The organism is Chitinophaga terrae (ex Kim and Jung 2007) (assembly GCF_900107795.1).
Lineage (GTDB): Bacteria > Bacteroidota > Bacteroidia > Chitinophagales > Chitinophagaceae > Chitinophaga > Chitinophaga terrae.
In genome coordinates this window covers 36,103-62,878 of sequence record NZ_FNRL01000034.1, presented here as the reverse complement: position 1 = coordinate 62,878, position 26,776 = coordinate 36,103, and the positions used below count along the sequence as shown (strand labels likewise).

At 49.5% G+C, this 26,776-nt stretch carries 18 protein-coding genes and 1 pseudogene; 11 read left to right on the top strand and 8 right to left on the bottom strand.

From position 1 onward, the window contains the following. The 3 genes and pseudogenes from BLV62_RS28670 to BLV62_RS25065 all read left to right on the top strand — a co-directional run. Window positions 1-259, top strand: a pseudogene (locus BLV62_RS28670) (hypothetical protein); the annotation flags it as partial. Between the two features lie 141 nt (window positions 260-400). Beyond that, entirely contained in the window at window positions 401-1,435 is a 1,035-nt protein-coding gene (locus BLV62_RS25070; RefSeq protein WP_089765385.1) for a linear amide C-N hydrolase, read from the top strand. A 10-nt stretch (window positions 1,436-1,445) separates the two neighbouring features. Then, a complete protein-coding gene (locus BLV62_RS25065) occupies window positions 1,446-2,993 on the top strand; it encodes an MFS transporter (protein WP_089765383.1) in 1,548 nt (515 codons plus the stop codon). Here the strand turns inward: BLV62_RS25065 and BLV62_RS25060 are convergent. Then, entirely contained in the window at window positions 2,990-3,733 is a 744-nt protein-coding gene (locus BLV62_RS25060; RefSeq protein ID WP_089765382.1) for an MBL fold metallo-hydrolase, read from the bottom strand. The two genes, BLV62_RS25065 and BLV62_RS25060, sit on opposite strands and share 4 nt — an antisense overlap. Before the next feature lie 85 nt (window positions 3,734-3,818). Here BLV62_RS25060 and BLV62_RS25055 point away from each other — a divergent pair, with 85 nt between their 5' ends. Further along, window positions 3,819-4,694 carry a LysR family transcriptional regulator gene (locus tag BLV62_RS25055; protein ID WP_089765380.1) on the top strand — a complete coding sequence of 292 codons (876 nt, stop codon included), beginning with the start codon at window positions 3,819-3,821 and terminating at the stop codon, window positions 4,692-4,694. Between the two features lie 144 nt (window positions 4,695-4,838). Further along, the gene (locus BLV62_RS25050; protein WP_089765379.1) at window positions 4,839-7,379 is read left to right on the top strand and encodes a GH116 family glycosyl hydrolase; all 2,541 of its coding nucleotides are present in this window, start codon (window positions 4,839-4,841) and stop codon (window positions 7,377-7,379) included. 51 nt (window positions 7,380-7,430) lie between these two features. Here the strand turns inward: BLV62_RS25050 and BLV62_RS25045 are convergent, their stop codons facing one another. The 7 genes from BLV62_RS25045 to BLV62_RS25015 all read right to left on the bottom strand — a co-directional run bounded on the left by BLV62_RS25045 (window position 7,431) and on the right by BLV62_RS25015 (window position 15,802). Next, window positions 7,431-8,291 carry a fumarylacetoacetate hydrolase family protein gene (locus BLV62_RS25045; protein WP_089765377.1) on the bottom strand — a complete coding sequence of 287 codons (861 nt, stop codon included), beginning with the start codon at window positions 8,289-8,291 and terminating at the stop codon, window positions 7,431-7,433. A gap of 6 nt (window positions 8,292-8,297) precedes the next feature. Next, on the bottom strand, window positions 8,298-9,518 hold the full coding sequence (locus BLV62_RS25040; protein ID WP_139170392.1) for a DUF6786 family protein: 1,221 nt from the start codon (window positions 9,516-9,518) through the stop codon (window positions 8,298-8,300). Between the two features lie 19 nt (window positions 9,519-9,537). Continuing rightward, window positions 9,538-11,178, bottom strand: a complete 1,641-nt coding sequence (locus BLV62_RS25035) for a UxaA family hydrolase (protein WP_089765373.1) — start codon at window positions 11,176-11,178, stop codon at window positions 9,538-9,540. A gap of 16 nt (window positions 11,179-11,194) precedes the next feature. Then, window positions 11,195-11,977, bottom strand: a complete 783-nt coding sequence (locus BLV62_RS25030) for an L-fucose dehydrogenase (RefSeq protein ID WP_089765371.1) — start codon at window positions 11,975-11,977, stop codon at window positions 11,195-11,197. 24 nt (window positions 11,978-12,001) lie between these two features. Continuing rightward, window positions 12,002-13,546, bottom strand: a complete 1,545-nt coding sequence (locus BLV62_RS25025; RefSeq protein WP_089765369.1) for an aldehyde dehydrogenase (NADP(+)) — start codon at window positions 13,544-13,546, stop codon at window positions 12,002-12,004. 19 nt (window positions 13,547-13,565) lie between these two features. Then, complete coding sequence (locus BLV62_RS25020; RefSeq protein ID WP_089765367.1) at window positions 13,566-14,705, bottom strand: glycoside hydrolase family 172 protein; 1,140 nt, start codon at window positions 14,703-14,705, stop codon at window positions 13,566-13,568. 74 nt (window positions 14,706-14,779) lie between these two features. After that, entirely contained in the window at window positions 14,780-15,802 is a 1,023-nt protein-coding gene (locus tag BLV62_RS25015) for a LacI family DNA-binding transcriptional regulator (RefSeq protein WP_089765365.1), read from the bottom strand. Window positions 15,803-16,205: 403 nt separating this feature from the next. Here BLV62_RS25015 and BLV62_RS25010 point away from each other — a divergent pair, with 403 nt between their 5' ends. The 6 genes from BLV62_RS25010 (at window position 16,206) to BLV62_RS24985 (ending at window position 26,772) form a co-directional block, all read left to right on the top strand. Next, window positions 16,206-16,757 (top strand): cysteine hydrolase family protein, encoded by a 552-nt coding sequence (locus BLV62_RS25010; RefSeq protein ID WP_089765363.1) that lies wholly within the window; start codon window positions 16,206-16,208, stop codon window positions 16,755-16,757. A gap of 195 nt (window positions 16,758-16,952) precedes the next feature. Continuing rightward, window positions 16,953-18,197, top strand: coding sequence for a glycoside hydrolase family 71/99-like protein (locus tag BLV62_RS25005; RefSeq protein WP_089765361.1), 1,245 nt, complete (start codon window positions 16,953-16,955; stop codon window positions 18,195-18,197). A gap of 799 nt (window positions 18,198-18,996) precedes the next feature. Next, the gene (locus BLV62_RS25000; protein WP_089765360.1) at window positions 18,997-20,895 is read left to right on the top strand and encodes a chitobiase/beta-hexosaminidase C-terminal domain-containing protein; all 1,899 of its coding nucleotides are present in this window, start codon (window positions 18,997-18,999) and stop codon (window positions 20,893-20,895) included. 14 nt (window positions 20,896-20,909) lie between these two features. Beyond that, complete coding sequence (gene porV / locus BLV62_RS24995; RefSeq protein WP_225889704.1) at window positions 20,910-22,106, top strand: type IX secretion system outer membrane channel protein PorV; 1,197 nt, start codon at window positions 20,910-20,912, stop codon at window positions 22,104-22,106. Between the two features lie 40 nt (window positions 22,107-22,146). After that, complete coding sequence (locus BLV62_RS24990; protein ID WP_089765358.1) at window positions 22,147-25,179, top strand: SusC/RagA family TonB-linked outer membrane protein; 3,033 nt, start codon at window positions 22,147-22,149, stop codon at window positions 25,177-25,179. Between the two features lie 24 nt (window positions 25,180-25,203). Further along, window positions 25,204-26,772, top strand: coding sequence for a RagB/SusD family nutrient uptake outer membrane protein (locus tag BLV62_RS24985; RefSeq protein ID WP_089765357.1), 1,569 nt, complete (start codon window positions 25,204-25,206; stop codon window positions 26,770-26,772). Window positions 26,773-26,776 lie beyond the last annotated feature (4 nt).

The window sequence follows — 26,776 nt, the reverse complement described above, 5'->3', positions numbered from 1 at the left end:
AAAAGTCTACAATCGTCTGCGCATATGTATCTGGAAGCAATGGAAAACCATCCGTAACCGGTACCGTAATCTTATAAAACTTGGCTTATCAAAGTATTACGCAAGGATGTGGAGCAAAACGAGTATAGGTTACAGCCGTGCGGCTCGTAGTCCGATACTATGCAGAACCCTCACCAACGCATACTTTAGGAAAGAAGGCTATGTCGGATTTTACGAACGCTATTATCTGAAAACAGAAAGTCAGATTAAATTATTCTAACAAACCGCCGTATACCAGACCGGTACGTACGGTGGTGTGAGAGGACAGTGAGGGAAATAATCCCTCACTTCCTACTCGATTGATACGCCTCTTACAAACATTTGGCGGACCGGGGTGTTATTGAAAGCAAACCCCCTCTATATGAAGAAGAAAACCAGTATACTGACTGCCGCATTGGTAGCGCTTTCTGCTCTTAGCCACGCCTGTACCAGGGTGGTTTACAAAGGCCTGGATAATTTGGTCCTTACCGCGAGATCTATGGACTGGAAGGAAGATATAGCTACCGATCTGTGGTTGTTCCCCAGGGGAATGCAACGTGATGGAGTGGCAGGGCCCAATTCCTGTAAATGGACATCGAAATACGGCAGCGTAGTGGCCAGCGCGTATAATATAGCCAGTACAGATGGTATGAATGAAAAAGGACTTGTAGCGAATTTGTTATGGTTGGGAGAGTCGGAATACCCGGTACGCGATACCCGTATCCCTGGCCTGAGTATTGCCGCCTGGGTACAGTATGTGTTGGATAACTTCGCTACGGTAAATGAAGTAGTAGCAGCATCAGAGAAAAACGCTTACCAGATCATTTCGGATGATGTGCCAGGGCAGAATCGCCTGGCTACTCTACACCTCTCGGTTTCCGATGCAAATGGGGACAATGCCGTGTTTGAGTTTATTAAAGGGAAGATGATCATTCATCACGATACTTCTTATAACGTGATGACCAATTCGCCGACTTTCGACAAGCAGCTTGCCCTGAACGAATACTGGAAAGAGATAGGAGGAACGGTGATGTTGCCGGGTACCAACCGGGCGGCCGACAGGTTTGTAAGAGCGTCTTTTTATGCCGATGCAGTGCCGAAAACAGACAACACACGCGTAGCGGTGGCGTGTGCATTCAGCGTGATCCGCAACTGTTCAGTGCCTTACGGGATCACAACGCCTGGTCAACCTAACATTTCCTCTACCCGTTGGCGTTCGGTTGCAGATCATAAAAACCTGGTTTACTTTTTTGAAACAGCGCTGACGCCTAATGTTTTTTGGGTTAACTTCAGGGACGTGGATTTCAGTTCCGCAGGGGGAGTGAAAAAATTAAGCCTGGTAAACGGAGAAACCTACGCGGGTAATGCTACCAGGTCATTTGTTAAATCCCCGCCGTTTAAATTTCAGGGTATTTAAATTGTTAATGATGGGCAATATAGCCTTGAAGAGCGCTGCTGGCAGATGGGTGATGGCTGCCACCATCATGGCTTCTGCCATGGCGTTTATAGATGGAACTGCATTGAACGTGGTGTTGCCGGCTTTGCAACAAAGCCTGGATGCTTCCGGCGCCGCACTGTTCTGGGTATTGAACGCCTACCTGCTTATGCTGGCAGCGCTGATCCTGATAGGAGGAGCGTTGGGTGATAAATTGGGGAGAAAGAAGATCTTTATGATCGGCATCGCCATTTTTATCGCTGGTTCCGCCGCCTGCGGCTTCGCGGGGAACATTACGTTGCTGGTTATATTCCGCGTGGTGCAGGGAATAGGAGGGGCGCTTATGATTCCCGGCAGTCTTTCGCTCATCACTTCTGTGATCAATGATAAAGAACGGGGCAAAGCCATCGGCACCTGGTCGGCTGTTACAACCCTGGTAACCCTTGGCGGACCTATCCTGGGCGGCGCATTGGCCGATGCGGGTTTATGGAGGTTCATCTTTTTTATCAATGTGCCGATAGGCGTAGTGGCGTTGCTGATACTTGCCACGAAGGTGGCGGAAACAAAAGATGAAACAGACACAGGGAAGATCGACTACCCCGGTGCAGCTTTGATAGCCGTTGGATTAGCTTTGCTGACCTTCGGGCTTCTCCGGATGCCTGGTAAAGGATGGAAAGATATTTTCGTTTGTGGAACTGTAGTTACCGGCCTGTTGTTTCTGGGAGGATTTATTTGGGTAGAAGGGCGCAGCAAAAATCCCATGATGCCTTTGGGCTTGTTTAAGAACAGGGTATTCAGCGGGTGCAATCTTCTGACCTTATTCCTGTATGCAGGATTAAGCGGCGGAATGCTCTTTGTTTCACTTAATATGATCCAGGTACAGCATTATACGCAAACAGAATCGGGTATGTCGTTCCTCCCGTTCACGATACTAATGATGCTGATCGCCCGGTTTGCCGGATCGCTGGCAGATAAATGGGGGCCCCGCATTTTCCTTACCATCGGCCCTGTTGTTGCAGGCATCGGGCTTATTTTGCTTTCTTTTATCGGGCAAACGAACGGGTACCGCGACTATTGGACCACTTTTTTCCCCGGCATCCTGGTATTGGGCGCTGGTATGTCTTTTACTGTAGCGCCTTTGACAGCTACTGTAATGGGGGCATTGCCGGATCACCTGTCGGGGATCGCATCCGGTACCAACAACGCTATCAGCAGGATTGCAAGTGTTTTCGCTGTTGCTGTCTTCGGCGCTTTGGCCGGTTTATTTTTCACCGGGATGTTGCAACAATCTATACAACCACTGCATCTTGATCCGGCTTCTTATAAAGCGGTAATGTTGCAGGCCGGCAACCTGGGCAATGCCAAGGTGCCTTCGGTTGTTCAGCAATCGTTGCACCAGCAGGTGATCAATGCGTATCACAATAGCTTCATTGCCGCTTATCGTAAAATACTGTTGCTGTCAGGTATCCTGGGGCTTGCAGGCGGGGTAACAGGATTTCTCTTCATTCCCTCTTCCATGCAAACCAGGCCTGGTGCTTAATTCCATTCTATGCTTTCTCCTGCCTGCAGAAGTTTCAACATTACGTTCTGTGCAGCGGCTTCTTTTTTCAACGTTGGCACCACGTCGGGAAATTCTTCGTATAAACCTGTTTTATTAAAGCCATAATGAATAGGCACCAGTGTAGAAGCGTTTACCAGGTGGGCGGCCGATACTGCCTGTATTGGCGTGAGCGTGGCAGGTATAGGACTGAAAGGTTTAAGGAAATACATGGTTGCGCCATTGACAGGAAGAAATACCGCATCAAAGGAATTGTATTGCCTTCCTATCGCCCAGAACTGGTTATGCCAGATGGTGTCGCCGCCATGAAGTATCCTGTGTGTTCCGTCTTCTATGACCCAGGATACCTGTTTGTCGCCTGTTCCATCCATCGCAAAAACAGGTGTGATGGTAATATTATTGACGGAAAATGTTTCATTCAGTTGCAAGCTGGTAAAGTCGTTGAATCCATCTGCTTTAATATCGCCGGCAATTTCGTCGGATACAATGAATTTGCCTCCCGGTTTCAATACTTTACGGATCAGCTCCGCGTCGTAATGATCCTTGTGCAAATGCGTGATCAGTACAATATCAGCTTTTGTATTGTCGCTGAACTTATAAGAGGCGTCGGGTGTGTCGAGTAAAAATTTGCCCCTGTCGAAATGCTCTACTGCATCGATCAGTATGGTTTGCTGATGCGCGGTTATTTTGATCCCTGCCCATCCTAAACGTTGAACTTTCATAATCAGTAATTTGATACACCAAAAGTAGAAGAAAGTAAATTATGAGAAAAGTGAATTATTTTTGATGAAATAATGAGTATTTCTAATGATAACTTTACAGCATTTGCAGATAGTTAAACGCATTATTTCGGAAGGCTCGGTAACCAGGGCGTCCCAGAAGCTGAACCTTACACAGTCGGCCCTCAGTCACCAGATCCGCGACCTGGAAGGACTGCTGGGGCTCCAGCTTTTCCATCGTTCAGGCAAAAAGATGATCCTCACGGAAGCGGGGCGCAAAGTGCTGGAACAGGCAGAAACTGTGCTGCCAATGATGGAGGAGCTGCATTCAGACCTGCAGCTGCTGAAAGAAGGCAGAAAGCAAACGATCCGCCTCAGTACCGAATGTTATACCTGCTATCATTGGCTGCCGGCCATACTGCACACCTTCAGGCAGCAATATCCCGAAGTCATGGTAGAAATAGTGGTGCAGGCTACCCAGCGCCCTATGAAAAGCCTGGAGGAAGGGCAGCTCGACCTGGCCATTGTCAGCAAACGGCAAACCGATGATCGTTTCAGGTATGAAACCCTCTTCGACGACGAACTGGTGGCGGTGATCAGCAAAGAACACCCGCTGGCTGAACTGAAAAAGATCAAAAGCGATCATATTGCCGGGCAAACAGTGCTGGTCTATAACTTCGGGAATAATACCGGCTCGGTACTGGAGAACTACCTGAAACTTACTCCTCCGAAAAAGCTAATGGCAGTTCCGCTGACGGAAGCCATCATCGAAATGGTGAAAGCAAATATCGGGATTACGGTAATGGCCCGCTGGGCCGCGCAACCCTATCTCAATAACCAGTTAAAAGTAATACCGCTGGATTCGCCTTTGCGTAAAAGAAGATGGTACGCCTGTATGCACAAAGAAGCTAACGAACCGCTGAAACAGTTGGCCTCACTGATCCGCCAGCGTTTAAAAGCATAGATCTTCATTGGTCAAATAATTTTTGATTTGCCCGCAATTTATTTTAGCTTTATTCTTAACAGTAATGCTTAAACGATTAAGCATTTGAGCCACGTTCTGAAAAAACTATGTCGGCATAGTACTGATCACAAACCTATTTGACGTATGAATAAGCGTAATAACCGTCGTTCTTTTCTCCGGAATGTTGCAGTGACCTGCCTTGGCGCTTCTGCCATTCCAGCCCTTGCAAAAGAACCTTCCAAACAGCCTAAGCCCGGCACAGGAAGGAGATTTAATGATGTTTATAAAGAAAGATATAATAACCGTATAGCCTTTCCTGTTGGCGGGATCGGCGCCGGCATGTTTTGCCTGGAAGGTACGGGCGCCATTTCACACATGTCTGTAAGGCATAACCCTGAGATCTTTTACGAACCAACTCTCTTTGCCGCTTTAGCCGTTAAAGGGAAACCTGCTTATGCCAGGGTACTGGAAGGACTGGTACCCGATTGGAAGAAGTTTGGCCAGCGGGATGCAGGCCTCGGCGGTACAGGCGGCGCAAGCTGGGGCTTGCCCAGGTACAGGTCTGCGGAGTTCCGGGCCCGTTTCCCCTTTGCTGAAGTCAACCTCCGCGATGCCGACATTCCTATTGCCGTAAAGATAACCGGCTGGAGCCCTTTTACTCCCGGCGCGGAAGATAACGCCAGTATGCCTGTTGGCGCACTTGAATACGAGATCACTAACAAAGGAGCGCAAACAGAAGAATTCATCTTCTCATACCATGCCCGCAACTTTATGCGGCAGGCAGATACCGGGCAAACCGTGAAGCCCCTGGATAACGGGTTTATACTCTCCCAGGCCCCCATGCCTAACGCGCCGGAAAAGAACGGCCAATTCGCCATCTATACAAACGAAAAGGCAATTGTGGACCATTGCTGGTTCAGGGGCGGTTGGTTCGATCCGCTTACCATGGTATGGAATACCATTGCCGATGGAGAAACCAGGCAATCCGCTCCCGTGGAGAACGACGCTCCCGGCGGCTCCCTCTTTGTTCCTTTTACTCTAAAACCCGGTGAAAGGAAAACGATCAGGTTGCAGATGGCCTGGTATGTGCCAGATTCCAAACTGAGGATAGGAGAGGATGCCAGCGGCAAAAGCGATCCTGAATCCTGCTACCGGCCCTGGTACAGCAGCCGTTTTGCTGACGTGCAGGAAGTAGCGGCTCACTGGAAAGAACAATACGATACCTTAAAAAAACAAACAGCCCTCTTCACCGATACTTTCTACAACAGCACCTTGCCAACAGAAGTGCTGGAAGCAGTAGCAGCCAATCTTACCATCCTGAAATCCCCAACCGTTATGCGGCAACATGATGGCCGATTCTGGTGCTGGGAAGGCAGCGGCGATAGCTGGGGCAGTTGCCATGGCAGCTGTACGCACGTCTGGAATTATGCCCAGGCCGTACCTCATTTGTTCCCCGCACTGGAAAGAAGTTTGAGGCATACGGAATTCAACGAAAATCAAAACGCCGAAGGGCACCAGGGGTTTCGTGCTAATATTCCTATCTCACCCCTTGTTCATAATTTCCACTCGGCTGCCGATGGTCAACTTGGCGGAATAATGAAAGTATACCGCGACTGGCGGATCAGCGGCGATAAACAATGGCTGGAAGAGCTTTATCCAAAGGTTAAGACCAGTATGGACTACTGTATCAAAACCTGGGACCCGAAAAGGAAAGGGATCGTGGAAGAACCCCATCATAATACCTACGATATTGAATTCTGGGGACCTACCAGCATGTGTACTACTTTCTACCTGGGCGCTCTTACCGCTTTCATAGAAATGGGGCAGTATTTGGGGAAGAATGTAGCTGGTTACAGTACCCTCCTGCAACAGGGGAAAGCTTACCTGGAAAAGGAATTGTATAACGGCGAATACTTCATCCAGCAGATCAGGTGGACAGGCCTGCAAGCCCCCGACCCGGTTAAAAGCCAGTCATTTAACACGGGGTATTCTCCTGAAGCGCTGACGGTACTGCAAAAAGAAGGGCCAAAGTATCAATACGGGAACGGCTGTTTATCTGACGGCATCCTCGGCGCGTGGATCGCAAAGGTTTGCGGGCTGGATGAACCGATAGACGCAGCAAAGGCTAAAAGCCATCTGCTGGCGGTACACCGGTATAATTTCAGGAAAGATCTCAGTAAACATGTGAACCCCCAACGTCCTACCTATGCGCTGGGAACGGAAGGAGGACTGCTGCTCTGCTCCTGGCCTAAAGGGGGTAAATTATCGCTTCCTTTTGTTTACAGCAACGAAGTATGGACAGGCATCGAATACCAGGTAGCCAGCCATCTTATCTTTCATGGAGAAGTGGAAAAAGGCCTGGAGATCGTAAAGCAATGCAGGCAACGGTACGACGGAACAGTAAGGAACCCGTTCAATGAATACGAATGCGGGCACTGGTACGCAAGGGCTATGTCGAGTTACGGGCTGTTACAGGCGTTGACCGGGCTGCGTTACGATGCGGTAGATAAAGTGTTGCATGTAGATTCGAAGGTAGGCGACTTTACCGGCTTCCTGGCCACCAATACAGGTTTTGGCACTGTTTCCCTGCGCCAGGGCAAGGTAACAGTTAAAGCAGTACAGGGAACTATCCCCGCTGCCAGGGCTATGGTGGCAGGCAAAGAAGCGCCTTTGCAATTGGTATAAACAAAAACGGAGACCGGCCAGCCGGTCTCCGTTCTGCTATATTAAACGAACTTACTTCCTGTAGGTCATCACATGGTTGGTTAGTTGTCCGATGTGATCGATACTGATCTCTACTCTATCATGATCCTGCAACGTAAAGCTGTTATCCGGCACCAGGCAGGTGCCTGTCATCAGGTAACAGCCATCAGGAAACGCGCATCCCCTGTAAAGAAAATCAACCAGTTCCTGGTGTCCGCGCTTCATCTGGCTGATAGGAACACTGTCGGTATACACCACTTTGTTATCGCGGAATATAGATAAGCTGATCTGCGTGTCGGGAGGGATGGGCGAGGAAGGAACCATCAGGCAGGGGCCCATACCGGCGCATTTTTCATACACCTTGGCCTGCGGAAGATACAGCGGGTTTTCGCCTTCGATACTCCTGGAGCTCATATCGTTGCCGATCGTATAGCCTTCGATGCTGCCTTCGCTGCTGATGAATAATGTCAGCTCCGGTTCCGGCACATCCCAGGTCGAATCTTCACGGATATACACTTCCTGTCCATGCCCTGATACCCTATGCGGGGTTGCTTTAAAGAAAAGCTCCGGGCGTTCGGCCACGTATACCTTATCATAAAACGTAGCGCCGCCCGAGATCTCCGATTCTTCCATCCTGGCGGTACGGCTGCGATAGTAGGTTACGCCCGCAGCCCAGACTTCCTGGCTGCCTATAGGCGCAATAAGCTGACCGGCGATCATCTCTGCGGCTGTTGATGACGGGATCGCCGTTTGTTGCTTGATGGCTTGTTGCAGGAATGGGAACAGGCCTTTACGGTTCACTATTTCATTCCAGCTCCCATTCAGCTGGTAGTACTGTTGATCATATCCGGCAAGGATGGCCGAACGGGTATTATATAGACGGATGATTTCCATTGCCTGCTATTTATTGTTTAAGAAATGTTGAACATCATCGAGCGATAGTTGCCAGAGCTCTTTGGCCAGGGCCTGGATAGCTGTTCTGTCGCCCTGGAAATGCATAGTGGTTTGCCTGTAGCTCATTGATTCGCCCGGCTTCAGCGGCTGCGCGGCCGACGACGATTCCACTTCATAGAAAGGCCCCATTTGCGACCCGTCGGCAATTGGTCCGTCGTTATAACAGTTTACCGCATCGCCTTTATACGGTTCTTTCTGGATCTCCCATTTCGAGTTTACATACCTGCCGTCAGGCACTATTTCGTAGAGCAATACGGTAACGGTATTATGTTCCAGGTCTATGCTGCCGGCGCCCGGTTTCGCGATAACAGGCGATAAACCCAGTTTTCCCCTGTTCTTGCCATCGGCCCTGAACAGCAGCAAACTGTCCTTTACCTGCAGGTTCTTTGCCGCTATCTTTCCAAAATAGTCATCCGTAATATAGCCGTTAGCGTTAGGAAGCCCCTTGAACGGTGCAACGATGGCTGTTTGATCTGAAGGCCTGAACATGCCCAGCAGCCAGATGCTCAGCAAACCGGTTTCCGGTTGCCAGCTGCTGTCGCCTGTATTGGTCACGGTGTTGCTGGTTTCATAGGCTACACCGTTAATGCCTCCAGGTAATGCAAAGCCCAGTTTGGAAGAGATCTGTTCGTTGCCCAGCAGGCTGACAGTCCTGTTTATTTTAACAGGGAAGCTGCTGCCCTGGTAGTTCTGTAAAACGCCGCTTTGTTCGTAGGATACGGAGGTATCCGATTGGGCAACCATCTGGTAATGTACCGTGTCGATGAGGGGAGGGGTTTGCCAGTTATCGAAATCGAAAGGTTTGCCGGGAGGAAAATAAAGTCCATATTGGCCGCCTTCGGGTCCAAGCCAGAAACGCTCTTCGCCGCCGAATGCGTTGATATGTTTGTTCAGTTGATGAGAAGCAACCAGGTTATAATTGATCCATCCGTAGCTGTTGCCGGCGTCGCCCCCGGTAGTACTGGTCATTACCCTGGCCTGGTAATCGCCGGTTACCACTACCTGGCTTTGGCTGTCAGGATGCTTTAGTACTATTACGTTCTGCAGATGTTGCTTCAGGAATGCCACATCCTCGCCAAAAGTATTGGCGGCTTTAGGCGTGGTATGGGTGTTGCAGGCAGATAAACCTGCAGCCGTGATACAACCAGCGATCAGCATAGATTTCATAGCGTAGAATTGTTTGTGTTTATAAAGAAATGCCTCTTTTCCATGGAATAAAATCATCCTGCCCAAGCTCCTGTGCTTTTGTCTTGTAAGTACCGCTGGCTGTTGCTATAACCAGTTCAAGTAGCCGGTCCGACATCTGTTCCAGGGTGCTGCTGCCTTCAATGATGCTGCCGGTATCGATATCGATAATGTCGGGCATCCTGGCCGCCAGTTTGCTGTTGGTGGATAGTTTGATAACAGGGGTGATAGGATTGCCTGTAGGCGTTCCCAAACCGGTAGTGAACAATACAACCGTAGCGCCGGCGCCTACTTCGGCGGTAGTTGATTCCACATCGCTGCCCGGTGTGCATAGCAATGCAAGGCCCGGATGCTGTACCCTTCCCGGGTAATCAATAACATCGGTGACCGGCGAAGAACCGCCTTTCTTGGCAGCGCCGGCCGATTTAATGGCATCGGTGATCAAGCCGTCGCGGATATTGCCGGCGGAGGGATTGGAGTCGAAACCTGATCCCACCGCTTCTGCGCTGCTGGCATAATCGCGCATGAGCTGAACATATTTTGCGGCCAGGGTAGTGTTGATGCAACGGTCGCTTAGTTCCTGTTCCACGCCGCAAAGCTCAGGGAATTCGGAAAGGATCACGCTGCCGCCCAGTGCTATGAGCTTGTCGGCAACCAGGCCAACTGCCGGGTTGGCGGAAATGCCTGAAAAACCATCGCTGCCCCCGCATTCCATGCCTATACATAACTTGCTTAACGGCGCAGGTTTTCTTTCCTGCTGGTTAGCTTTAGATAATCCTTCAAACGTTTGCTGGATAGCCATGGTCATTAATGCCTTTTCGCTGCCTGCCTGTTGTTGTTCCAGGTAGATCACCGTTCTGTCGAAACCCGGTACGCGTTTTTCAATCTCTTCTTTCAGCATCGCTATCTGGGCATTCTGGCAACCCAGGCTTAGCACGGTAGCTCCGGCTACGTTAGGATGGGTAATGTAACCTGCCAGCAACCCGCAAAGGGTCCGCGCATCGTCTTTCGTGCCTCCGCATCCCATGGTATGCGTGAGCAGTTTAATACCATCGATATTCGGGAAAGTGCGGGTAGGCGTGATAACAGTTTCTGTAAAATCTTTGGTGCTGGTTGTTTTGCCTGCCTTGAAATCGGCAAGCAGTCCTTGTAACATATTTTCGTAGGGGTGTTGGCGTTGGTATCCCAGTTGTTTGGTCAGCACTTCGTGAAGCAGCTGCACATTCCTGTTCTCGCAGAATACAAGGGGAATGATCACCCAATAGTTGCCGGTGCCTACACGGCCGTCTGTTCTGTGGTAGCCCATGAATGTACGGTCGCGCCAGGCGGATACATCCGGCGGCGTCCAGTTTGTTTTCCTGTTTTCGCTTACCGCGAACTGGCCGGACGCATGCCTGATATTTTTGGTGGTTATCAGCGTGCCGGCAGGAAGATCTTCATTGGCCAGTCCAACCAGTACGCCGTACATGGTAATAGCGCCGTCTTTCGGTATGTCCGTTGCCGTTACCTTGTGTTTGGCGGCAATTGCCTGTAAAGTGGTAATGGTTTGTGCGCCGATGGTCAGCGTAGTGCCGGCAGGAATATCCTGCAAAGCTACCCAAACGTTATCGGCAGGCTGTATGCTTAGGATTGTCTGTTTCATTGTATATCATTGGATCTTAAACCAGGGCTCTGTCCAGGTGCACATACCCGCCGTCGACATGGATTAGTTGCCCGGTAGTATGACTGGAACGTTTTGATAAGAGGAAGGCGGCCATTTGCGCGATTTCTTCCGGTAACGTCATGCGTTTCTCCAGGGGAATGCGTTCGACGATGCTGGCCAGTTTGGCTTCTTTGTCTGCAAATGTATTGATCCAGCTTTCGTAGAGCGGGGTCCACGACTCGGCTACGATGATAGCGTTAACACGGATGCTGTAAGGAAGCAGTTCTACAGCCCATTCGCGGGTCAGCGCATTCCTGCCTCCATTGGCCGCGGCGTAGGCAGAGGTGTTACCCTGGCCTGTTTCAGCGGTTTTGGAACTGATGTTTACAATAGCGCCTTTACTTTTTTTAAGATAAGGAAGGGCGTGATGCGCGAGGAGGTAGTAATGTACGAGGTTGCGGTGCAACGATTGCATGAACCCTTCGTACGATCCCTTTTCCAGGCCAACGCCATCGTTGATCCCTGCGTTGTTCACCAGCCCGTCTATTCTTCCGTATTTGGCTGCAATGGTTTGCACTGCGGTTTCGCAAGCTTTGGGATCGGTGAGTTCTGCTACTGCATGATCGCCGTTCCCGCCGGCTTTACGGATATTTTCCAGGTGTTGTTCATTGTCGGAAGCGCTGCGTCCTACAATAACGGGAAAGGCGCCTTCCGCCGCCAGAACGGCGGCGATGGCAGCGCCTATACCTTTGGCGCCGCCGGATACTATGATGATATTATCTTTTAGACCTAAATCCATAACCAGTATTTAATCAGCCAGCTGTTAGCAGGTGGCTTTGGTGAAGTCGCCATTCAGGAAGCGCCATATGCCCATAGGGTTCCCGTTTTTCAATTCATCAGGCAGGAGGAATTCCGGGAAGTCCTGGAAGCAGACAGGTCTGCAAAACCGGTAAATTGCCATGGTGCCAACAGAGGTGCCGGCAGCCGGTGTACAGGCCGGCCATGGGCCTCCATGAACCATGGAATGATTAACGGCAACGCCTGTAGGAAAACCGTTGATAATAAGTCGGCCTGCTTTCTCGCGGAGAATATCGATCAATGGTGCATACTCTTCCAGGTCGGCAGTGGTACCATGAATGGTGGCTGTAAGCTGTCCTTCCAGCGAGGAGGCAAACCGGTATAGTTCCTCTTTGCCGGAAGCGGTGATATGAACGGATGAGGGGCCGAACACTTCCCCGCAGATCTCCGGTTTTGCCAGCGCCTGGCCAACAGATACCTGCAGCAGGTGTGCATTGGCCTGGTGGGCCGCTTCAGGCGCGGCGCCGATCAGTTCTGCGCCTTCCTTCTTCAATTGGCTGATGCCTTCCTGGTATGCTTTCAGGATGCCGGATGTAAGCATATAACCTGCCTGCTGTCCTGCAATCTTATCTTTCAGTTGATCTACCAGTTCGGCAGCCTTGCCTACGGTGAGGAACAGGCCCGGATTAGTACAGAACTGTCCTACTCCCAGGGTTACCGATTGCAGGAACTGGGCAGCCAGTTCATTGCCTTTCTCTGCCAGTATTCCCGGCAGGAAGAACACGGGGTTCACGCTTCCCATTTCTGCATATACGGGAATAGGAGTAGGGCGGCGTGTAGCCGTTTCGTAGAGGGCCTTCCCGCCCCTGAAAGAACCGGTGAATGCCAGGGCCGCTACTGCGGGATGCGCAGCCAGGTATTGCCCTGTTTCGTTAGAGGCGCCATGGATCAGGGAAAAGATGCCTTCAGGCATTCCGGTGCGTTTGGCGGCTGCGATAATAGCAGTGCCAACTAAATGAGAAGTATGCGGATGCGCCGGATGCGCTTTAAAAACAACGGTGCAGCCGGCAGCCAGGGCTGCTGCTGTATCTCCTCCTGCCACTGAAAAGGCAAGCGGGAAATTACTGGCGCCGAATATGCCGATCACTCCCAGCGGGATCTGCATTTGGCGGGTATCAGGAGTGCCGGTATTGATCCGGGCGTTCACCCAGGAGCCTTCAGCGATAAGGTCTGCAAAAAGCTTTAGCTGTCCCGTGGTCCTGTCGCGCTCTCCCTGCAAACGGGCCAGGGGTAATCCTGTTTCGTTGGCGGCAGTGTTCAGCAATTCATCTCCCAATGCCATTATTTCTTCAGTAATAGCATGCAGGAATTTTGCCCGGTTAGCGGGCGTTATTTTCTTGGCCACAGGAAACGCTTTGCTGGCCAGTTCCAGCGCCTGGTCAATTTCTTTACTGGTAGCCTCCCTGAATTCAGTGGCTATCCATTCCTGCAACCGTGGGTTAAAGGCGCGGAAAGTATTGGCGCCTTCACCCGAATAGTTGTTCCCGATAAGTTGTAAGCCTGTAGACATATCAATGTTTTAATTAAGGTCAGTTCACTTCCAGGTCGTTCTTCGCAGGAAGCGGAGGGAAAGGAGCGTGAGGCTCGCGTTGATACCAGTATACTACGCTGCTGATATCGGATTGCTGAGGCAAATACCTGCCGCCGCTGCGCCACCCCAGGTCCTGGATAGTTACTTTCAGCTCTTTTTCAAAACGGATAGGGTCCATGATATGCCAGCGATACAGCCCGAAACGTTGCTGCGACCTGTACAGGCCATCCGGGCGGATCACCTGCGGCAAACCTGTATAAGCAGTAGAGAACTCCTGGTATTTTCCTTTGGTATCAAAGTTATAAGAACCACAGAAATAATCTTCAGTTCCTGTTCCGCAGATGGTCGGGAATTTCTTATCGCCGTCCATGAAGAATTTTATTTCTCCTTCTCCCCACCAGCCGTTGTTGTTAACGCCCCAGGCCAGGTAGGTTCCCACGTATTGCCCTTTTCCTTTGATCCCGTCTACCAGCGTATAGTCGGCGCCTTTAACAGGGTTGTTGCGGCGGAACTGTGCGTGGAAATACCCCGCATCTTCCGGTACGTCCGTTAACGTATAGTCGATCTGGTAGTATAAGGTCATTCTTTCCGTGTTGATGTTTTCCATGGTGATCTTGCATTTCCTGCGGAATGGCATAGGCCAGTAGCAGTTGAAAGCAGATCCCGGGTTTACGCAAACGGCAAGCGAATTCAAAGGTGCATATTCTCCCCAGCCCATGCCGAAGAAATCGCCTACCGGTACTTCTACAGAAGGCGTGGTTTCATCGTCCCAGTAGAAGCGGAGAATGGAATAGCGCCAGTTGCCTGTTGGCGTCATCCAGATGTGCTGGATGGAGCCCGGGCCGGTAATTTCGGCCAGCGTGAAGGTTTGTCCCGGTTCAATGTTGATGTAAGGATTCACTTTCCATCCTTGTCCCAATTCCCTGGCAGCAGCCCTGGCAGTACCTTCTTCCAGGGTGGCCATACCGCCTTTGCCGGGTTGACCGCTGAAATTTTCAGGACTGATAGACCTGGTTTTGGCGTCAGACAAGCGGAAAATGTTCCCGATGTTCATGTCTAAGCCGTTGAATGGCTGTTGTTGCGCATACAGTGAACAGCATAGGCTGGCGCATAAAGTCAGCAAGAGTAACTTTTTCATAATACGTGCAATTAGTACCTGCTTTAACGTTTAAGCAATAGTTATTTAAGTAATTAAATCCCGGGGGCACAAGATCAGCGTTTGCTGCCGCATGATTGTCGTACCACCAGCGTTGTATCGATAAAAATGTTTTCTACTGTTTTCTGTTGATCTTTGATCTGTTCCAGCAACACGCGAACGGCTTCTTTTCCCATTTGTAAAATAGGTTGCTGGATGTAGGTGACGGGTGAATAGAACAGGTCGAACGCTTCGCCCTCGTCGAAGGCAATAATAGCCAGGATATCGGGTACGCGTATACGTAGTTCATTAATATATTTAAGCCCTTCAATAGCCAGGCTGTTGGTGGCAAAGAAGATGGCGTCTGCCCTGTCGGGACCCGTGCACAGCTGGTCGATCGCCGTGCGTATATCGGTCTTTAGATGCGAATAACGGGCGGTTTTAAGCCGTTTCTCCGCATCCGGCATCCGGTGGTCGCGCATCGCTTCCAGGTAGCCTCTTTTCCGTTCAGCGATATGATGCAGGGTTGTTTCATAGGCGATCATACCTATACGTTTCCGTCCTGCCTTTACCAGGTGCGTTACCGCCTGGTAGGCCGATTCAAAATTGTTGACGGCAATATGATTGGCGTTGATGCCCGGGAAGAACCGGTCTATCAGCACAAACGGCACATGTTGTTCCTGCAGCCAGGCGATCTGTTTTTCAGAGCCTTCGGTAGGGGTAATGATCAACCCATCTACCTGCCTGTTCAGCAATACATTAATAAGGTCCTGCGACTTGTCTACGTTCTCGTCAGAACTCCCGAAGATCACCGTATAATTATTACGTTTAGCCTCATCTTCAATTGTCCTGGCAATATTGGCGAAGAAGGCATTGGAAATATCCGCCATTACCAGGCCTATGGTAAAGGACCGGCCGCTTTTAAGGCTCCTGGCAATATGATTGGGCTGGTAGTTCAGTTGCCTGGCTATTTCCCGGATCTTTTTGGCCATTTCTTCGCCTATCCGCGCTTCTTTCTCCTTGTTGGTCAGCACATAAGACACCAGCGCCGTAGAAACGCCGGCTGCAGTTGCAATGTCTTTGAGCGATACCTTCTTCATTTTTTAAAAATATGCTTAAACGTTTAAGTTTGCAAGTTTTTTGAGGATTTTTTTGATAAACGGCAGTTGGAAGATGTTTTCCCGGCGCCCGGGGTCACTTTCCGGGGAAAGACCAGGAGAACCCTGATGTCGGAAAACCTATTCCTTTTAACCTGGCTGAAGAGGATTGAAGACCATCGCCGGCAGGTTCGTATTAAAACATGGAGAGGCGGGTGGACGTGCTGTTGGTGATAAGGATAACTAACATATGAATTTGATATGATAGTTTGATATTTGACATATAGTTTATTGAACTAAGAGAACCTCTGTCATCTTTGAAAAATTCGGCAGGGAACTTCAGCAAACGGCAATCTATTTTTTTGTTGTTACCGTATTTATAGTATCAACAAAATCAAACCAACATATGAAGATCAACCATTCAGACACGGCTTTACTGGTATTGGATGTACAATCCAATTCATTCTCAGGGTTCCCCGATTCGCAGCCCCTGATATATAACATACAAGAAGCAATTTCAAAGGCAAGGATGGTTGATATCCAGGTAGCATACCTCAAATGTAGTTCAGAGCATGCGAACATGCCCGGTGATCCGGGCCGCCGGTCGCCCCGCCGCATGTTCCTGGAGCGATTGCCCGAGTCAGGCATACATTCAGCTGTTGCACCAATAGAGGGAGATATCATCTTTGTTAAAGGTCCGGACAGTATCCTTACCGGTAAGGATATTGATACGGTACTTGGCCGCCGGGGCTTCACCAAACTTGCAGTGACCGGTTATCCCACCAGCGGAACAGTACTGAATACGGTACGCGAAATAGCCGAGAGGGATTATGACCTTACCGTGATCAGTGATGGATGCGGAGATCCCGAAACGGCTGTACACCATGACCTGATGACAAATACCATTCCCCGACTCGCCAGGGTTTTGACAGCCCGGCAGTGGATAGCCAGTTTATAAAAAAGATCATGATCAAAGGAGAGCGGTATAAATGATGCCGCTCTCTTTTTTATTACATACCGGAAACCCGGCGCTTTTACCGTTGTTCACATTTACAGGCAAGCCTTTTTGTAAGCTATTATCTTTATCCCCAAGGAGATACTATGCATCTCATATTAATATTCCACAACAAGAATTTTCAAAAAAGAATTTGAAATGACACTCAGGCGATTTTTAACCACATTTGTTTTACTGGCATTCATTCCTGTATCGTTAACGGCTCAACGAAAAACCAGGTATCCATCTTATAAAGGCCTGGTAATGGCCGGCTACCAGGGATGGTTCAACACGCCCGGCGACAGCGCCGGCAGGGGATGGTATCATTACCAGCACCGGGGTACTTTTGCACCCGGCTCCTGTGAAATAGATTTCTGGCCAGATGTAAGCGAATACAAGATCACTTATCCAACTCCTTTTAAATACGCCGACGGCAGTCCCGCTGCCGTGTTCAGCGCGCATGATAAAAGCACGGTCGACCTTCATTTCAAATGGATGAAAGAGTATGGTCTCGATGGCGTATTTATGCAGAGGTTTGTTGCAGAGATACGGAACCCCGGCGGCAAAAAGCACTTCAACACCGTGTTGAGCAACGCCATGCAGGCGGCTGGGAAGTACGACCGGGCAATATGCATCATGTACGATCTCAGTGGCATGCGCCCCGGTGAAGAGCAAACTGTGCTGAAAGACATCGACGAACTGAATGAACAGTATGGATTATTGAAAGGAAAGAAAGTGCCTACTTACCTGCATCATAATAATAAACCATTGGTAGTGGTGTGGGGCATCGGGTTTAACGACAGGCGGGCATATGGATTAACAGAATCTGCCACGATTGTAAACGGGCTGAAAGAACGGGGATACAGCGTGATGCTTGGGGTGCCTACTTATTGGAGAGAAGGAAAACAGGACTGCATCAGTGATCCGCAGTTGCATGACCTGATCAAACGGTCGGATATTATTATGCCATGGTTTGTTGGCAGGTATAACGGGAGAAGTTATGACCAGTTCAAGGATTTAATTGCAGCAGACGTGGCCTGGTGCAAAGAAGCGCAGGTGGATTATGCGCCGCTGGCGTTTCCCGGTTTCAGCTGGAAGAACATGAACGGACCCAAAGCTAACAGCATCCCCCGCGAGCAGGGTAATTTCTTCTGGCGGCAGGTTGCGGCGGCGAAAAAAGCAGGCGCGCAAATGCTGTATGTGGCGATGTTCGACGAAGTGAATGAAGGCACCGCTATCTTTAAATGTGCAACTGCTTCACACTTACCGTTGAATGGAGAAACAGGGTTTGTAGGTGTTGAAGATAATTTGGGCAGCGATTTCTATTTATGGTTAACCGGTCAGGCAGCCAACTGGTTTCATGGTAAAGGAAATTATAGCGAGTCAATTCCAGTGCGGAAATAATTCATTTACCGCGTATAGTTGCTGTGGCAACACGCATGCGACTATACGCGGTTGCAAAATATTTTTTGCAAAAACTTTTGGAATTTAAATTAGTTATCGTACTTTAGTAAACGTTAAAACGTTTTAGCATTTACACGAATGTGCTTATTAAAAAAAATTAAAAGTATTAATTCCAGACTATGATTTAATGTTACTTTTGACGAAAGAAAGATTCCACGATTCCACGTTTTAGGCATTTGTTGCGCTCATTTACTCAGGTTCATACGTAAAGTTTTCCTCAGGTTCCACGATCTGTTTTTGCACTGCAGTTCCTTTTTCTTCCTTACTGCTCCAAAGGTGCTGAAATCCCGGAAATTTAAGGCTATGAACACTCCATTAAATGATTGAACAAATCAATTAGTTTATCACATTTTTTGCCCAGGAAACACCTTGGTGGTACTGTGTTACCCCTATGTATCCTGTGCTGGAGGCATTATTTGACGGATATCGTTTATCCGGTAGCAGTTAGTTTGGCATAGAATAAGATTTTTATCAACTAAAATTTTCCAAAAAAATGGAACGGCATCCCTATTTCCATTATCCGGGAATTTTAAGACCATAATGTGCATACATCGGCCGTTGCGCCGATGATATGCTGATCATCTGAATTTAAAGACCCGCCAGGGCCTTCAGGGATTTTTTTGTCTGTGTTTTTTCGCCTGCATGCAGGTGCGGGGATTGTCATGTTTGTTTGATTAGTTAGGACTACTAATAAAATAGGATGGGCAGATAGTTTTGAATATAAACTCATTTATTAAGTATGAAACAATTTAGAAGTGCGTTGTTTATGCTTTTGTGCCTCCTTATCGGGTGGGTACAGGCAAAAGTAAGGCCAACGGAGCCGGGTATACGCAGTATGCTGGCGCCGCCTCCGGACACGATCCGGGGATTGATAGGATATTATTACCAGGACAACGGTGGCAATCCATTTACTACCCTGGTGAAAGGCGGCGTATATGATACCTCCTTTTGTTTTAACTGGCAGGGAGGAAATCCCGGCTACGGGCTGACAGACGATAATTTCTCGGTACGCTGGATCGCATTGTTGCGCGCCCCGGTTACAGGTACCTATACCTTTAATACGAATGCAGACGATGGCATAAAATTCATCATAAAAGATTTTAAGAACAGGAGAGCCGACGCAGGGCGGGTGATCGTTGATAACGGCGGCGGATGTTGTCGCGATGTTTCCGGAACTGTTGACCTGGAAGCAGGAAAACTTTACCCGATAGAGGTAGAGTTCTTCGAAAAAGGCGGCGGCGCCAACATCATGTACTTTACCTGGACGGCTCCCAATCTTCCCAAACAGCAGGTTTATTCTCAATACTTTTACGCCATGCAGCCTCCTGAAGCTGCCCGGCCTAAAATATCGCCGGACCGTGGCCTGTTTGAAGGCAGCGTGAACATTGTACTTTCTTCTACTACGCCCGGTGCTGAAATACATTATACATTAGACGGCACTACGCCAACGATCAACTCGCCGGTCTACGATCCGCTGAACCCCGTTAAGTTGACAGCTGCCAACGAGCCTGTAACATATACTATTAAGGCCAGCGCGTATAAAGAAGATATGTTTGTATCTGAAGTGACTACAGGCGCTGTTACCGTAATGCCTCCGGCATTGCCCAATCCTGTATTTACGCCTTCTGCCGGCGTATACCAGGGTCGCGTAAAAATTAAACTGAGTGTAGGCGTACCCGGGTCTTCCGTTTATTATACCACTGATGGCAGCACTCCAACTACTTCATCCAACCTATATACCAGCGAAATTTTAATTGATTCCACTACGCGCATTAAAGCCTATGCGGTAAAAGACGGCCGGTCGCCTTCCCAGGTGGTAGCAGGTACTTATACTATTGTACCAGACGGCGCAGCGGTACCGGTATTCAGCCTGCCGGAAGGCGCTTATACAGGAACGCAGACGGTCAGCATTTCTTCTTCTACACCGGGAGCGGTTATTCATTATGCACTGAACGATGAAGTGCTAAGTTCTGCTTCACCGGTTTACACAACGCCGCTGGAGATCAAAACCACTACTACAGTAAAGGCTTATGCAACAGCTGCGGGACTGAGCGATTCCAAACCGGCTATCGCTACCTATACTATCGGAACCGACGACCCGGTAAGTACGCCTGAATTCAGCATACCGCCCGGAACGTATAACAGTATCCGCCAGGTAGGCATCTATACAAATACCAAAGGCGCTACTATTCACTATACTCTCGATGGTACGATACCAGATGAGAACTCGCCTGTTTATTACGCGCTGATACCGGTTACAGACAGCGCGAAGATCAATGCCATTGCCATGAAGCCAGGCATGAAGAATTCTGCTGTTGCAACAGGTGTTTATTACGTTACTGCGGAAGCGCGCGATACTTCCCTCATCAATACCAATCTTCCTGCTCCGAAGCTAACCATCTCGCCGAATCCGGCCAGTGGGATGGCCAGGATCAGTTGGTCGGGCGTGATCACAACAAAAGACGGTTTCCGGGTAGTGATCACTGACAGCAGGGGAGCGGTAGTCAATACAACCCTGGTACAGGGCGGGTATACCTACTACCAGTTCAACACCAGCACACTGGCAGAAGGCGTATACTTCGTGAAAGTACAGTCAGGTAATTCAATTGCTAAAGGAAAAATGATTGTGGCCCGATAGAAAAAATGAGAGTCATGATTGCTAAAATTTTTGAAATGATGTATGCAGGTTTTTATCAACCATTAGTAAGAGGGATGCTTTGCATTGCTCTGATATTGGCAGCCCGCACTGCAACCGCACAAATCTCGCTCGGCAACACCGATGGACGCACGAATGCCATCAGTACCGCTGTTCCTTTTCTCAGGATCACTCCCGATGCGAGAAGCGCTGCACTGGGCGATGCGGGGATGGCCTTGTCGCCCGATGCCAATGCCGTTTTCCATAATCTCTCCACCCTGCCATTCAGCCGCGATGAAAGGAGCGTTGCAGGTAGTTTTTCTCCCTGGCTGCGGTCAATGGCCAGCGATGTATACCTGGCCAATTTATCCGGCTACAGGAAGCTGGACGAGAACCAGGCCATTGGCGCCGGCTTCCGCTTTTTCAACCTGGGTAGTATTGAGCTGACGGATTTCCAGGGCCAGACCCAGGGAAATGTAAGGCCAAGTGAATTTTCACTGGAAGGCGGGTATGCCCGCCGGCTGAACGAACATTGGGGCGTGGGACTTGCATTCCGCTATATCCATTCCAAGCTGGCCAGCGGTGCAAAAGCCGGTGGGTCAGGTTCTTACCGGGCAGGCAATGCCTTCGCCGGCGATCTCAGTTTCTCTTATATCTCAACCACGGAAGAAGAAGAGGGAACAGGAACCTGGAGATTCGGCGCGGTACTCTCTAATATCGGGACAAAGATCAGCTACAGTAAAGATGTACAGGATAAATACTTCCTGCCTGCCAACCTGGGTATCGGCGGCAGCTATACTTACAGGTTCGATGGTAAGAACTCCCTGGCCCTGACACTGGATATTAACAAGCTGATGGCGCCTAGCCCTGATACTGTTGACACAAACAAAGATGGGACGCCTGATTACAGGCAGAAAGGTTTGCTGAGCGGCGTTTTCGGATCGTTCGGCGATGCGCCGGGAGGGCTGAAAGAGGAGTTCCAGGAACTGATGTATTCTTCCGGCCTGGAATACCAGTATGATCACCTGTTAGCTATCCGTGCAGGCTATTACAACGAACACCGCAACAAAGGGAACAGGAAATACCTGACGGCAGGGTTTGGACTGAAATATAAACTGGCAGGATTGGATTTCTCTTACCTGGTACCGGCAGGAGGCGCCCCGCTTAACCCGCTGGCAAATACGCTTCGTATAACCCTTAGCGTGACCTGGTAAACGTTGCAATCACATTATTTCTCACAAAAAACATTACTATATGCATTTCATCGTGCAACGTTGCATGTTAGGTATGCTGATCAGCGGCGCAGTAACTGCCGCTTCAGCAACTCCTGAACGCGCGTTACTGAGAGCGGATGTATCAATATCCGGAACATTGCAGGGGATGCAGGACTCAGTTAAGAAACCACTGACAGGCAAAGCAAAACAGGATAGCATCCGTAATGCTCAAACGCCTGTTGATACCAATACCTATAAACTGACAGTATTCAGGAAACAAAGCCTGGATATGCAGAAGGCGGCTATTTATCCCTTTAACTCCCTGCAGCAGATGCTGAAAGGCGAAGTGGCCGGCGTATACGTCCAGGAACCAAGCGGCGAACCAGGTACTGAAATGGGAATGATGATCCGCGGTACCGCTATCCCCCTTGTGTCGCATAAAGATGTGTACAACGCCCAGCCGCTGGTATTGCTGAATGGCATCCCGTTAACCGGCGATCATCCGTTCGCATTTGATGTTAAATTATACGACTACAACAGGATGGGGCCTGCTACCAACCTGCTGGCCGCCATTGATCCCAATAATATCGCTTCCATAGAAGTATTGAAAGATTATGCTGATGCGGCTATCTACGGCCCCAGGGCTGCCAATGGCGGGGTCATTTCCATTAAAACGAAAGCCCCGGTGATCGGCGGCCGCAAAATATCTTTCAATTCCTGGGTAGGAATATCGCAGAAACCTCATATTTCTACTACCAATGCACAATACGAAAACGCGTTCAGGCAGCCGTATTATAACCGCTACGCCACGCTGGAGAATATCATCGCTTATCCAACCTACCTGCGCGATTCGGCAAACAGCGCCTATTACGGTCCCGCCAACTGGACGGATCTCTATTACAGGAACAAGATCACCCGCGGGGTGAACGCCAGCCTGTCGAGCGGTACCCAACTGGCTAATTTCCGCTTCGCTGCGGGCAATGAGCAAACGCAGAACCCGGGCGACAATACCCGTCTGGACAGGTATAATGCCATGTTCGAAATCAACATGGTGCCGGTGCCCTGGCTTACTATGTCGACCATGATCAATGCAACCCGGCTGGAACGGCGTCGCAACAGGTCGTTGAGGGACCGGTTCGAGGAAATGCAGTACCTGCCGGATCTCACCTCACCGCTGGCGCCTAATAAAGCGGCTTATGCAGCCTACCTCGACGAGTTTAACCAGAGCTTCGATAACAACCGTTCCAACGTTATCAACGGTTATTTCAGGCTCAAAGCACAGTTCTCCAAAGACTGGAGCCTTACCTCCAGCATGGTGGCCGATTATAACGAAGGAACGCGGGACCTGTTCTTCCCCGGTACCCTGCTGGAAACAGTTAACTACGTATCCAACTATTTTGGTTACAACCAGCGGGTAGGCGTGAACAACACTTTATCGTTCCAACACCTGTACAATAACAAACACACCGTTTCGCTGGAAGCAGGGCAGGTATTTGAGGCAGACTATAACCGTTATAACTACAGCTATGCTTACAATGGGCCGAACGACCTTATAAAACTGAACCAGATCGTATCCGATCCTAACAGTCCCGACTACACGAGCCCGAAAGCCTACCAGGCTGCATTGATCGCTATGTTCGTTGATAAGCAGCGTCACCGCCTGGTTTCGTTCTATGGCAAGGCGGGCTACAAGTACCGTGATGTACTTGACCTGATGGTATTGGTACGTGCCGATGGTTCTTCCAGCGCACAACCGGATAACTGGTGGTACACTTCTCCCACTTTTTCAGTTGGTTATAACCTGAAAAAAGGATTAATGGCAGATGCAGGCTGGCTGAACGATCTCAGGCTGCATGCCAGCTATGGCCGTATCGCCCGCCTGATGACAGACGATCGGTTCGGAGAAGGGTCGCAGTATGCATCCGAGCTTTCTTACAACAACAACCCATACTATTATAGCTATAACGGGCTGGCAGGACTGTCGAGACCTTATAACAGCGGTTATATCGGCAACGGCATCAAATGGCCGTATTCAGACCAGCTGGATCTGGGCTTTGACGCTTCCCTGGCCGGCAGCCGCCTGAATATTTCCCTGGATGTTTACAATAAGTCAGATAACAATATGCTGATGAACATCCCTGGCGGGTACGAGTACGGCTATACGTCTGTTTACCAGAATGGGATGAAGGTAAGGAACAGGGGAGCAGACCTGGCCATCCAGGCCAATGTACTGCCTGGTTCCAGTTCCCTGCAATGGATACCTAACGCTAACCTCAACTACAACCAGAACACGTTGCTGGCATTGCCCGGAGGCATTGACCAGATGGTGATCGGCAGCGGGGTTAATGCCCGTCTCCTGAAAGTAGGCAACAGCATAGACCAGTTCTGGTTGCTGGAAAATAAGGGAATATATAACAGGGAAAGAGATATCCCGGTAGATCCGAAAACTCAAAGGAAACTGAATTATAAGAGTACGCCTGTAGCGGCCGGCGACCCGGTCTGGAGAGACGTGAACGGCGATTACAGTATTACCGATGACGACAAGGTAATGAAAGGGCATTATTTGCCTAAAGTGAGCGGAGGGTTTGGCAGCGATCTGACCTATCGCAATTTCACTTTCAGCTTCTCTTTCTATTTCGCATTGGGCAAACAGGTACTGAACCAGGAAATGGCCAATAAGCTGGATTTTATTAACCATGAAGGACAGATCACTATGGATGCGATCAAAGAGATCACCTTCTGGCAGAAGACCGGCGATTATAACCGTTACCCGCTTTATAATCCATGGAGCAAGGTAGTAGGCTACCGAGCGGACCAGGACCTGTTCCTGGAAGACGGTTCCTTTTTGAAACTCAGAAATGTATCGCTGCAATATGACTTGACAAAGATCCGCACCTGGAGTAAGAGATCGCCCATCCACGGGCTTACGATTTACGGCACGGCAAGCAATCTTTTCACTATCACGCCATACACAGGAGGAGACCCGGAACTGATCTATTTCAACGGGGTTGATAACGGTTACGGGCAACCTATACCTAAATCATATACCGTGGGTGTAAAAATGGATTTTTAAAAAGTACTGCAAAATTTTTATCGGATGAAGTATTTAATTCCTAATCTCAGCAGTAAGTGCAAGACCCGGCTTTTGCCGCTGGCGCTCCTGTGCAGCTTATTGTTCACAGGCTGCAAAAAACTGCTGGATATCGAATCCAATCATGCTGTTTCAGAAGCTAATATGTGGAACTCGCATGAAGATACCCGTGCGGCGCTGATAGGGGTATATGGATTGACCCGTGCGGCTTTGGCTAACAACAACGCATACTGGATGTATGGCGAATTACGGAGCGGCGATTTCTCGTCGGTTAACCGCCAGGACCTGGATGCCATTATCAATAACAACCTGCATGCGCCTATGGATCTGTTAAAAGACCTCTCGAACTGGCGCAGGTTCTATGCAATTATCAACGCCGCCAATTTGTTCCTGGAACATGTAGGCGAGGTGAAAGCAAGAGATCCCAAGTATAGTGAGCAGAACATGAATGTTGACATAGCGCAGGTGCGTTTCCTGCGGGCCTATGCATATTTCTGGCTCGTCAGGATCTGGGGCGATGCGCCATTGATCACTACCTCGCATGATGGTGAGTTTGCCGATAAAGCGAAAGACAGCCAGGATAAAATTCTCGCATTTATTGAACAGGAAATGCAGGGCGCGGCTAATGTATTGCCGTATAAATACAGCAGCGGCGATGTGCAGCAACAAGGCCAGTACTATAATGTAGGAGGCGATAAGTGGAATGATGTATTGGTGAAGAAGACCAGCGTATATGCAGTAATGGCGCACGTGGCGGCCTGGCAGGGAAAGTATTCTCTCGTGGAAGCCTATACGAGGTTTGTACTGGACAATGCCGGCAAAGTACCGCATAGTTTTATGAAAACCGACGACCTGACCAAGGGCAGCGGCTTCTTTACAGGAACATCCAAAGCGGTTGGCAACCAGATCCCCATCTGGTGCATTAATTCGGAATATGCAAAAGGAGAAGCCGCCTATTCAGGGCATCTGGAAGAACTGACCCTGGCGGCTCCCGTTATTTCGAAGAACCTGCCCGAGATCTATGTGCCTAAAGACACGGTGCTGAAACTCTTTGATCAGCTTACCGACGAACGTTTCGCGCTGGATAGCATCACCGGCTTCCCGACCAGCGACAGGTATTTTACCGCCTTCAGCAATCATATGCCCATCTTCTCCAAAATCAAAGTAGTGCAGGATGGAAGCGTGGCCAATCCCAACTACAGGATATTTGCCAGCGCCATTATCGTTACAAGAATGGAGGAACTCACCCTGTTAAGGGCCGAAGCCCTTGCGGTCCTGGGAAATACGCAGGGAGCGATTGACCAGTTGAACCAGATACGCGATCTGCGCAAGATCGGCAAGTACAATGCCGCACTGGAAGGCGACCTGGTAGACGCCATTTTCAAGGAACGAAGGAAAGAGCTGATAGGAGAAGGATGGAGATGGTTCGACATTATCCGGTATAATAAGATCAAACATAACGACCCTGCTTTCCTGAAAATGATGAATGAAGGTGGGATCTACTGGCCGATAGCGGATGATGTATTGTCTACAAATCATTTGATCTCTCAACAGCCTTACTGGCTAAACAGGTAACCAA

Bases quoted from the DNA above. Each gene is read 5' to 3' on its own strand.
- BLV62_RS25015 (WP_089765365.1), bottom strand. From the start codon at position 15,802: ATGAAGAAGGTATCGCTCAAAGACATTGCAACTGCAGCCGGCGTTTCT.
- BLV62_RS25055 (WP_089765380.1), top strand. From the start codon at position 3,819: ATGATAACTTTACAGCATTTGCAGATAGTTAAACGCATTATTTCGGAA.
- BLV62_RS24990 (WP_089765358.1), top strand. From the start codon at position 22,147: ATGCATTTCATCGTGCAACGTTGCATGTTAGGTATGCTGATCAGCGGC.
- BLV62_RS25045 (WP_089765377.1), bottom strand. From the start codon at position 8,291: ATGGAAATCATCCGTCTATATAATACCCGTTCGGCCATCCTTGCCGGA.
- BLV62_RS25065 (WP_089765383.1), top strand. From the start codon at position 1,446: ATGGGCAATATAGCCTTGAAGAGCGCTGCTGGCAGATGGGTGATGGCT.
- BLV62_RS25060 (WP_089765382.1), bottom strand. From the start codon at position 3,733: ATGAAAGTTCAACGTTTAGGATGGGCAGGGATCAAAATAACCGCGCAT.
- BLV62_RS25005 (WP_089765361.1), top strand. From the start codon at position 16,953: ATGACACTCAGGCGATTTTTAACCACATTTGTTTTACTGGCATTCATT.
- BLV62_RS25000 (WP_089765360.1), top strand. From the start codon at position 18,997: ATGAAACAATTTAGAAGTGCGTTGTTTATGCTTTTGTGCCTCCTTATC.
- BLV62_RS25040 (WP_139170392.1), bottom strand. From the start codon at position 9,518: ATGAAATCTATGCTGATCGCTGGTTGTATCACGGCTGCAGGTTTATCT.
- BLV62_RS24985 (WP_089765357.1), top strand. From the start codon at position 25,204: ATGAAGTATTTAATTCCTAATCTCAGCAGTAAGTGCAAGACCCGGCTT.
- BLV62_RS25020 (WP_089765367.1), bottom strand. From the start codon at position 14,705: ATGAAAAAGTTACTCTTGCTGACTTTATGCGCCAGCCTATGCTGTTCA.
- porV (WP_225889704.1), top strand. From the start codon at position 20,910: ATGATTGCTAAAATTTTTGAAATGATGTATGCAGGTTTTTATCAACCA.
- BLV62_RS25070 (WP_089765385.1), top strand. From the start codon at position 401: ATGAAGAAGAAAACCAGTATACTGACTGCCGCATTGGTAGCGCTTTCT.
- BLV62_RS25010 (WP_089765363.1), top strand. From the start codon at position 16,206: ATGAAGATCAACCATTCAGACACGGCTTTACTGGTATTGGATGTACAA.
- BLV62_RS25025 (WP_089765369.1), bottom strand. From the start codon at position 13,546: ATGTCTACAGGCTTACAACTTATCGGGAACAACTATTCGGGTGAAGGC.
- BLV62_RS25050 (WP_089765379.1), top strand. From the start codon at position 4,839: ATGAATAAGCGTAATAACCGTCGTTCTTTTCTCCGGAATGTTGCAGTG.
- BLV62_RS25035 (WP_089765373.1), bottom strand. From the start codon at position 11,178: ATGAAACAGACAATCCTAAGCATACAGCCTGCCGATAACGTTTGGGTA.
- BLV62_RS25030 (WP_089765371.1), bottom strand. From the start codon at position 11,977: ATGGATTTAGGTCTAAAAGATAATATCATCATAGTATCCGGCGGCGCC.